This window comes from bacterium endosymbiont of Bathymodiolus sp. 5 South (assembly GCF_900128535.1).
GTDB lineage: Bacteria > Pseudomonadota > Gammaproteobacteria > PS1 > Pseudothioglobaceae > Thiodubiliella.
In genome coordinates, this window is sequence record NZ_FQTR01000086.1 from 1 (window position 1) to 8,047 (window position 8,047).

11 protein-coding genes are annotated in these 8,047 nt (G+C 37.7%); 1 reads left to right on the forward strand and 10 read right to left on the reverse strand.

Annotated features, from left to right (window positions below; genetic code table 11):
* Positions 1-256: 256 nt before the first annotated feature.
* A complete protein-coding gene (locus tag BBROOKSOX_RS07835; RefSeq protein WP_139660712.1) occupies positions 257-592 on the forward strand; it encodes a TusE/DsrC/DsvC family sulfur relay protein in 336 nt (111 codons plus the stop codon).
* A 24-nt stretch (positions 593-616) separates the two neighbouring features.
* On the opposite strand, the gene moaD is transcribed toward BBROOKSOX_RS07835, so the two are convergent.
* The 10 genes from moaD to BBROOKSOX_RS07885 form a co-directional block, all read right to left on the reverse strand.
* A complete protein-coding gene (gene moaD / locus BBROOKSOX_RS07840; protein ID WP_139660731.1) occupies positions 617-853 on the reverse strand; it encodes a molybdopterin converting factor subunit 1 in 237 nt (78 codons plus the stop codon).
* Positions 854-857: 4 nt separating this feature from the next.
* Positions 858-1,853 carry a GTP 3',8-cyclase MoaA gene (gene moaA / locus BBROOKSOX_RS07845; protein WP_139660714.1) on the reverse strand — a complete coding sequence of 332 codons (996 nt, stop codon included), beginning with the start codon at positions 1,851-1,853 and terminating at the stop codon, positions 858-860.
* Positions 1,846-2,352: a cyclic pyranopterin monophosphate synthase MoaC gene (moaC, locus tag BBROOKSOX_RS07850; RefSeq protein ID WP_139660717.1), complete on the reverse strand. Its 507-nt coding sequence runs from the start codon at positions 2,350-2,352 to the stop codon at positions 1,846-1,848. The genes moaA and moaC overlap by 8 nt, the downstream gene beginning before the upstream one ends.
* On the reverse strand, positions 2,349-3,614 hold the full coding sequence (locus BBROOKSOX_RS07855) for a molybdopterin molybdotransferase MoeA (RefSeq protein ID WP_139660719.1): 1,266 nt from the start codon (positions 3,612-3,614) through the stop codon (positions 2,349-2,351). The genes moaC and BBROOKSOX_RS07855 overlap by 4 nt, the downstream gene beginning before the upstream one ends.
* A 50-nt stretch (positions 3,615-3,664) precedes the next feature.
* The gene (locus BBROOKSOX_RS07860; protein WP_139660721.1) at positions 3,665-4,120 is read right to left on the reverse strand and encodes a molybdenum cofactor biosynthesis protein MoaE; all 456 of its coding nucleotides are present in this window, start codon (positions 4,118-4,120) and stop codon (positions 3,665-3,667) included.
* A 52-nt stretch (positions 4,121-4,172) separates the two neighbouring features.
* On the reverse strand, positions 4,173-4,757 hold the full coding sequence (locus BBROOKSOX_RS07865; RefSeq protein ID WP_139660734.1) for an ANTAR domain-containing response regulator: 585 nt from the start codon (positions 4,755-4,757) through the stop codon (positions 4,173-4,175).
* 110 nt (positions 4,758-4,867) lie between these two features.
* On the reverse strand, positions 4,868-5,557 hold the full coding sequence (locus tag BBROOKSOX_RS07870; RefSeq protein ID WP_139660724.1) for a TorF family putative porin: 690 nt from the start codon (positions 5,555-5,557) through the stop codon (positions 4,868-4,870).
* 75 nt (positions 5,558-5,632) lie between these two features.
* Entirely contained in the window at positions 5,633-6,847 is a 1,215-nt protein-coding gene (locus BBROOKSOX_RS07875; protein WP_139660726.1) for an ammonium transporter, read from the reverse strand.
* Positions 6,848-6,856: 9 nt separating this feature from the next.
* Positions 6,857-7,204 (reverse strand): P-II family nitrogen regulator, encoded by a 348-nt coding sequence (locus BBROOKSOX_RS07880; RefSeq protein ID WP_139660729.1) that lies wholly within the window; start codon positions 7,202-7,204, stop codon positions 6,857-6,859.
* 260 nt (positions 7,205-7,464) lie between these two features.
* A complete protein-coding gene (locus tag BBROOKSOX_RS07885; protein WP_180323914.1) occupies positions 7,465-7,626 on the reverse strand; it encodes a hypothetical protein in 162 nt (53 codons plus the stop codon).
* Positions 7,627-8,047 lie beyond the last annotated feature (421 nt).

Genomic DNA, 8,047 nt, shown 5'->3' on the forward strand with positions numbered 1-8,047 from the left:
GATTAGCAAAATCCAATTTTTGCCCAATTGGTGATTTTTTAAACCTTGTCCTAGCAGGGCTAAGACTGGGTTTAAAAAATCGCCAAGTGGGTGAAAAGTGGGTTTCTGATGATTGTTCCTATTTATGCAAAGGTCTCTGCTAATATAAAGATTGACCACAGAGCCTTCTAAAGTGGTCAAAGAGAGTATAAAATTGAACCAGAGTATATGCAGGAAATTTTAAAAAGTTGTCTGAGTTTTTCAGGTTATAAACATTATGAATATTAACAATAAAGAAATAGAAATAGATGCTGAAGGCTATTTGGTTCATCCAGAAAACTGGAATAAAGAGGTAGCCTTAGTGCTAGCCAAATCAGAAAATATAACACTAACAGATGCGTATTGGCCTATCTTTGACTTTATGAGGGTTTACTACAACGAACACGGAGCGGCGCCGGATGTTCGACATACAGCAAAACAAATGGGGTTTGATTTGGGGGTTGATAAAAAAGTAGCAAAAACTAAACTATTTAAAATGTTTCCTTATGGCTATGTCAAACAAACTTGTAAGATTGCTGGAATGAGACGCCCAAGAGGCTGGAGTACAGGTTAAAACAACATATGCTAAATCGCTGATTCATCCTCCTGTTACGGGTGGATAAAAAGCCACTTCATCTGAGTCACTAACAACAACTTCATCATTGGCAATTTCTTGATTAACCGCACAAAGAATATTACCTGGAAAATGGCATTTACCATGTTTATCAACCAATTTTTTTCTTAGTTGTACGACTGTCATATCAGCGCTCAATATTATTTCTTCACTGGGAATTTTTAAAGCTTCTTTAAGCGAAGCAAAATAATAAACCTTCATCTGCCTACCCGCCAATCTCCACCATTTGTCGGTTGCTAATATTATCAACAACCGTGTTAAATTCGTGCTTCTCAGGTTTTTTATTAATGGCATTTACAATCATAGTCTTAATTTCATCATTGGTTAAATCTGAACGCACTGCATCTTTTAATGAGATGGCATCTTCTTGACCTAAACACAAAATTAAATCCCCTTTAGCCGTCAACCTAACACGATTACAAGTTTGGCAAAAATGGTTAGATACAGCGCTAATAATACCCACGGTAGAATTGGTGCCTTTAATTTTAAAATTATGGGCGGGACCATCTGTTTTGCTGGGGTTAATAGGACTTAATCTCTTACCAAGATGTTTATTGAGCTTAGCAGAAATATCTTTTTCGCTAATGTGCTGTTCAAGCGCCTCTATACCTACCAAGCCAATGGGCATGGTTTCAATAAAACGCACATCAATACCTTTGGTAATGGCGAAATCAACCATTGATTCAATCTCATCATCATTCACACCACGCATTGCCACCATATTTATTTTAACTGGATTCATGCCCGCTTGTATGGCCGCATCAATGCCTTTAATAACCTCAGTTATATCACCACCACGGGTAATTTTCTCAAACCTCTCAGGGATGAGTGAATCCATAGAAATATTCACCCTGTTAACCCCATTTTGATGTAGTTTTTTAGCAAATTTTTCTAACAAATGCGCATTAGTCGATAAAGGTATATCGTTAATACCCTTAACACAACTAATGAGTCTGGCTATCTTTACAATGCCTCTTCGAAGTAAAGGCTCGCCGCCCGTTAATCGGACTTTAGTCACCCCTAATTCAGCAAAAATCTGAACAATCCTTTCAATGTCTTCGTAACTTAAAATATCTTCTCGTTTGCAATTTGGCACATGCTCATCATCACGGCAATAAAAACATCGGTAATTACAATGCTCGGTAACCGAGAGTCTTAAATAGGTAATCTCTCTGCCAAATTTGTCAATTAATTTAGGCATCTTTAAGTTTCCTCTCAGAGGATTGCTGTGTGTCGCGTATCCAATGACCTGATTTACCACCTGATTTTTCTAATAATTGGGTGTCTGTAATTTTGATAAAGCGATCTAGTGCTTTGCACATGTCATAAATTGTCAATGCTGCAATACTTGCAGCAGTCAGCGCTTCCATTTCTACACCCGTTTGAGCGTTTAACTTAGCCAGTGTGGTAATCTGAACGCCATTTTCAATAAATTCAAAATCTACACTAATTTTTGAAAGATTAAGACTGTGGCACATTGGAATAAGATGGTGGGTTTGCTTTGCTGCCATAATGCCGGCAATTCTTGCAACGGATAGCACATCACCTTTTTTAAAATCATTATCCTTAATTTTTTGCAAGGTCTCTGGTTGCATTAACACCTTAGCACTTGCTTTAGCAATACGCACGGTACTACCTTTAGTAGATACATCCACCATATTAGCCTCACCTTTGTTGTTTACATGGGTTAACTTGCTCATAACATCATCTCATTGAGTGGGTAAAAATTTAAAATTTCACCCTGTTTAAAAGTCTTTTCTTCTGGTATTTCGACCAAGCCATCTGCCCAAACCATAGAACTTAAAACATCTGATCCTTGTTTTGGATATTGATTGACCTGCATAGGGGTAATTGTACGCTCAAGGCGCACGCGCACAAACTCACGCCTAGGCTTAGCTCGATGCCAATCAAAGTTTGCTGCAACCTTAAAGGGGATATTTAAGTAGTTACTTGCACCTTGCATCTTTTTAATAAAAGGTCGGGCAAAAAGTAAAAAAGTGACCATTGCTGAGACTGGATTACCCGGCAACCCTATAAAGGCACAGTCTCCAATACAACCCAAAGCTAGAGGTTTACCTGGTTTCATTTTAATACGCCACAAATTCAATTGACCCAATTTTTCTACAGCAGGTTTAATATGGTCCTCTTCACCAACAGAAACACCACCCGTGGTTATGATTAAATTACAACTAGATTTTAGCTTTTCTAGCGCTTGACAAGTCGCACCCAATGTATCTTTAATATTGCCTAAATTAATCACTTCACAATCAAGCTTATTTAATAATGCGACAAGTGCATAACGATTAGAGTTGAAAATTTGCCCCTGTTGTAATGATTTTCCAGGCTCAATAAGCTCATTACCTGTAAAGAATACCCCTACTTTAATTTTATTAAACACTTCAAGTTTTCCTACACCCACAGAAGCAACCAGTGCAATGTCTTGTGGTTGCAGTTGTTTGCCTTTGGATAAAATAACATCCCCTGATTGAATATCATTACCCATTGGTCTAATATTTTCATTTAACGCAATAGGTCGATAAATTTCAATGCTTGATTCATCCTCAATCAACTCACATTCTTCTTGCATAACCACTGTATTGGCACCTTTTGGTATAGGTGCGCCTGTAAATAGTCGCGCTGCACAACCTGATGCCAATGTATTTCCAGTACTACCTGCAGGAATGCGGTCAGTGATTTTAAATGTGGTGCCGCCTGATATATTTATTTGTTCTTCTTTAAGATTAAGGGCGTAACCATCCATAGCGGAATTGTCAAAACTAGGGACAAAAATATCAGCATATATATCAACAGCTAGAATTTTATTTAATGCATCGTCAAGTCCTAACCACTGAGTACTACGGGTAACTTTAGCAGAATTAAGCAACAATTCTAAAGCCTCATCAATAGAAAGTAGCGCTTGTGGCGTTGTATCGCACTCGCAATCAGTTTGTTGGTTATTCATGATAAATTTATTATGGTTTTACGATTAAAAAATTAGCCATTTGAACTCTTTTAAAGATCTTGATGTTGTTTAATTCTATCTTGATCACTATCCTTAGACTCGACCCACTTGCTGCCATCTTTGCTCACTTCTTTTTTCCAAAAAGGCGCTTGTGTTTTTAGATAATCCATAATAAATTCACAGGCATCAAAGGCATTTTTACGGTGCTTACTGGTGGTAATAACCAATACAATTTGCTCATTAACAGCTAAATCTCCCACTCGATGAATAACAGTTATGTTACCTATAGACCAATGCTTTCTAGCTTTATCAACAATAGATTGCAAGGCTTTTTCGCTCATTCCAGGATAATGTTCAAGCGTCATTTTTTGAATGGGCGCATCATCCAAATCACGCACTAGACCAACAAAAGATACTACTGCACCAATATTGCCATCGTTAGTTTGAACTAAGGCAACTTCAGTGGATAAATCAAAGTCTTTTTCCTGGATAACAATTTTTTTCATGGCCTTTATTATATTGCCATATAGTGACTATTGTTTGGTTTTTTACAATTAGTTAATCTAACAGCTCAAAGGCATTAATAACGCTTTCGGCAACATCAACAATCCGTTTATTCTTATCCATTGCCATCTTACGCAAGGATTGATAAGCGTCATCTTCACTAATATCCTTGCGCCGCATTAACAAACCCTTGGCTTTTTCAACTACTTTACGCTCTGAAAGTTGATTGCGTGTTGCATCTAGCTCATCCTTGAGTGCCTGGAATTCTCTAAATCGAGCCATTGCCACATCAATAATTGGCTGCACGCGATTCTCTTCAAGTCCATCAACAATATAAGCATTCACACCTGATTTAATGGCAGAACTTGCCATCTCAGAATTTGACTCTGCAGCAAACATCACAATCGGCTTTGGCTTGGTTTTATTCACATCGGTTAAATTTGCAAAGACTTCCTCATCAGGGATATCGGCATTCACAATCACCACATCTGCATGGGTCATTTCATTACTATTTTGCAAATTGGCACTACTGTCCATACGACAAATCACCTCATGCCCTTTGTCTTGCAAAGCACGACGCAACATCGCTGAACGACCTGTATTTTCATCGACAAGAATAATTTTAAGTGCTGTATTCATAGACAAACGATTATATAGGACTTAGAACCATCTATTGTATTTTGTTTCACTCATAAAAAAGCCCCCAAGATGGGGGCTGAAAAATTCATACGAATTTTTAGGGGGGTTCGCTAAAAAGATTTACTAATACTAAACATTGTATTTTTTTCATTAAGTGTATTATAAGCAGCAGAACTATCACTGTCCTTAACCTTAGTAAAGCCCAAGGCATAATCTAAGCCACCATAAGATCTGCCAAGGCTAACTCCATACACCTTATAATCGTTACTATCGCCTTTCACCGCTTCAGAATATCTACCAACAGTTAACGATACATCTATATCATTAATACTAGTACCGTAACTACCTTCAATATAATCACCTGCTTCAAGCGTTTTCTCGCCATTACCCTTGTAATAAGTTAAACCAAAATCACCATAAGACGCACCAACATAAGCTTCATTGAAGTTCAAACGATTACCAGCAGCATCTTTTGAATAACGATAGGCAATATAACCAATTTCATAACCAATGTCCCCTGCCTCACCTGAATAAGACCCATAGTAATCAAACTCAGACCCGTCTGCAACATTAGAACCCCAAATCCCTAATGCAAAGCCATTACCAGCATCCCAATCAAGTCCACCTTGAATGGTTTTCTTATTATTAGATTGAGTCTTACCACGCCACACATAATCATTGGCAATAGTTATATTGGCACTAACTGCTGATTGTTTTTCTTCTTCAGCAGCAAATGACACTGAGCTAAAAATTGAACTTAGATACAATGCCAATAATAGTTTTTTTGACTTGTTTTTCATCTTTATTTCCTTATTTCCTTATTTAAATATTTTTATGTAATGCCAACAAAAGCAACATGCCTTTGACTTATTTTGTTACTTAATCGTAAATTCTGGATAAGCGTGCAATCCACACTCTGCAACATCCACGCCTTCGGCTTCTTCTTGCTCTGAAACTCGAACACCCATCACCACTTTAATCACGAACCAAAGCGCCAGTGATGCACCGAATACCCAAACAAAGATTGTCAAAGCACCGAGTAACTGTCCTGTGAAAAACATGTCTTCATTGGTTAATGGTACTGCTAACAAACCCCATAGTCCAACAACACCGTGCACAGAAATCGCACCGACTGGATCATCAATCTTAAATACTTTGTCTAGCGTTGAAATTGAGAATACCACCAAAATACCGCCAATAGCACCGATTAAAGTTGCCTCTAAAGCGCTTGGTGTGTCAGGTCCTGCGGTAATAGCAACCAAACCTGCTAATGCACCATTGAGTGCCATCGTTAGGTCAGCCTTACCCCATAGTAATTTTACCAACAAAAGTGCAGCAATTACACCGCCAGCTGCAGCTGCATTGGTATTTAAAAATACCATCGCAACAGCATTAGCACTTTCTTTACTTGCCATGGCTAATACCGAGCCGCCATTAAAACCAAACCAGCCCATCCATAAAATGAATGTACCTAGTGCAGCAAGTGGCATATTTGCACCCATGATTGCATTTGATGAGCCATCTTTATTGTATTTTCCACGACGAGCACCTAAGACTAGCACACCCGCTAAAGCCGCCGCTGCACCAGCCATATGCACAACACCTGAACCTGCGAAGTCTGAAAAGCCGTAGTCAGAAAGTTTAAACAGTCCAAATACTGCTTCACCACCCCAAGTCCAAGCACCTTCTAATGGATAAATAATGGCAGTAAATACTAATGCAAATGCAAAAAATGAAAATAATTTCATTCGCTCAGCCACTGCACCAGAAACGATACTCATCGCTGTTGCTACAAAGACGACTTGAAAAAAGAAATCTGCTGCCTTTGAGTATGTATCGCCTTGCCCACTGATACCGTCCAGCAACACGCCACCACCGTACATTAAATCATAGCCATAGACCATATAAGTCGTACAAGCAATCGCAAATAAACCGATATTTTTGGTTAAGATTTCAGTGGTATTCTTAGCTCTAATCATCCCTGCTTCTAACATTGAAAAGCCTGCTGCCATCCACATTACCAATGCACCCATTACTAAAAAGTAAAAAGTATCTATGGCAAATTGCATTTCTAAAATTGTATCTTCCATTCTTATCCCCTAAAGTGCATCTGTATCAGTTTCACCCGTTCTAATGCGAACAACATTTTCCAAACTACTAACAAAAATCTTACCATCTCCGATTTTGCCTTTGCCATCAGATTTCGCTGCTATACTTATGACTTCAATCGTACTGTCAACTTGATCTGCACTAATCGCAATCTCCAACTTAACTTTTGGCAAAAAATCTACCGTGTATTCAGCGCCACGATAAAGCTCTGTGTGTCCTTTTTGACGTCCAAAACCTTTAACCTCTGTTGCTGTAATCCCTGAAACACCTATTTCATGTAGAGCCTCTCTAACCTCATCAAGCTTAAAGGGCTTGATAATTGCTGTTACCATCTTCATCTAACTTTCTCCATTTAAGGCTTCTATAGTCTTAATAAACAAAAAAAGCCAGTAGTCACATCCACATAAAAATATGCAAACTCAACTACTGGCTTCTATACCTTTTTTCCAGTTCCACCTTGAAACTGACGAAAAAAAACGCTTACCTAAACCCCTTTATTAAAAAAGTCTAAATAAACGCCAATGTTCTGTGTTAAATCCCGTCTTTGGAACCAACTGCGGTAAATTATACATCAAAAAATCTCTTACAAAATATTTTTTCAAAAATATTTCTCTGAGACTTTTTCATAAGTAGGAATGATTAGCAAAATGACAAGTTTTGCCGAATTGGTGATTTTATGAAATATAGTCATAGCAAAGCTATGGCTGTGTTTTATAAAATTGTCAAGTTGGTGAAAAATGGCGTTTTGATGATTATTCATATTTATGCAAAGGTCTCTCTTTACTACTTATAAATTCAAATGCCTTTAGCACAATCACCAAATTTAAAACTTAGTATCTCAGACTTAAAACTTTATCTAAGAATTTATGACAGTATCATACAAACCACATAAAACTCTGACTATGAAAATTAATAAAATATGTCAACAGGCAAGTTTTGGGTTGTAAGTGATCTTATTTTTGGATTTTTTTTGGGGTGCATACATAACACCTTGACAAAAAAATTTTTAAGTGTTATAGTAAAATTTTTAATCATTATTCGAGACCTTTGCATAAATAGAGATGATTAGCAAAATCCAATTTTTGCCCACTTGGTGATTTCTTTAAACCTTGTCCTAGCAGGGCTAAGGCTGGGTTTAAAAAATCGCCAAGTGGGTGAAAAGTGGGTTTCTGATGATTGCT

What these genes read in the sequence shown, in the direction of transcription:
- BBROOKSOX_RS07880 (WP_139660729.1), bottom strand. Translation starts at nt 7,204, where the DNA reads ATGAAGATGGTAACAGCAATTATCAAGCCCTTTAAGCTTGATGAGGTT.
- BBROOKSOX_RS07865 (WP_139660734.1), bottom strand. Translation starts at nt 4,757, where the DNA reads ATGAATACAGCACTTAAAATTATTCTTGTCGATGAAAATACAGGTCGT.
- BBROOKSOX_RS07875 (WP_139660726.1), bottom strand. Translation starts at nt 6,847, where the DNA reads ATGGAAGATACAATTTTAGAAATGCAATTTGCCATAGATACTTTTTAC.
- moaC (WP_139660717.1), bottom strand. Translation starts at nt 2,352, where the DNA reads ATGAGCAAGTTAACCCATGTAAACAACAAAGGTGAGGCTAATATGGTG.
- BBROOKSOX_RS07860 (WP_139660721.1), bottom strand. Translation starts at nt 4,120, where the DNA reads ATGAAAAAAATTGTTATCCAGGAAAAAGACTTTGATTTATCCACTGAA.
- BBROOKSOX_RS07855 (WP_139660719.1), bottom strand. Translation starts at nt 3,614, where the DNA reads ATGAATAACCAACAAACTGATTGCGAGTGCGATACAACGCCACAAGCG.
- moaA (WP_139660714.1), bottom strand. Translation starts at nt 1,853, where the DNA reads ATGCCTAAATTAATTGACAAATTTGGCAGAGAGATTACCTATTTAAGA.
- BBROOKSOX_RS07870 (WP_139660724.1), bottom strand. Translation starts at nt 5,557, where the DNA reads ATGAAAAACAAGTCAAAAAAACTATTATTGGCATTGTATCTAAGTTCA.
- BBROOKSOX_RS07885 (WP_180323914.1), bottom strand. Translation starts at nt 7,626, where the DNA reads ATGAATAATCATCAAAACGCCATTTTTCACCAACTTGACAATTTTATA.
- BBROOKSOX_RS07835 (WP_139660712.1), top strand. Translation starts at nt 257, where the DNA reads ATGAATATTAACAATAAAGAAATAGAAATAGATGCTGAAGGCTATTTG.
- moaD (WP_139660731.1), bottom strand. Translation starts at nt 853, where the DNA reads ATGAAGGTTTATTATTTTGCTTCGCTTAAAGAAGCTTTAAAAATTCCC.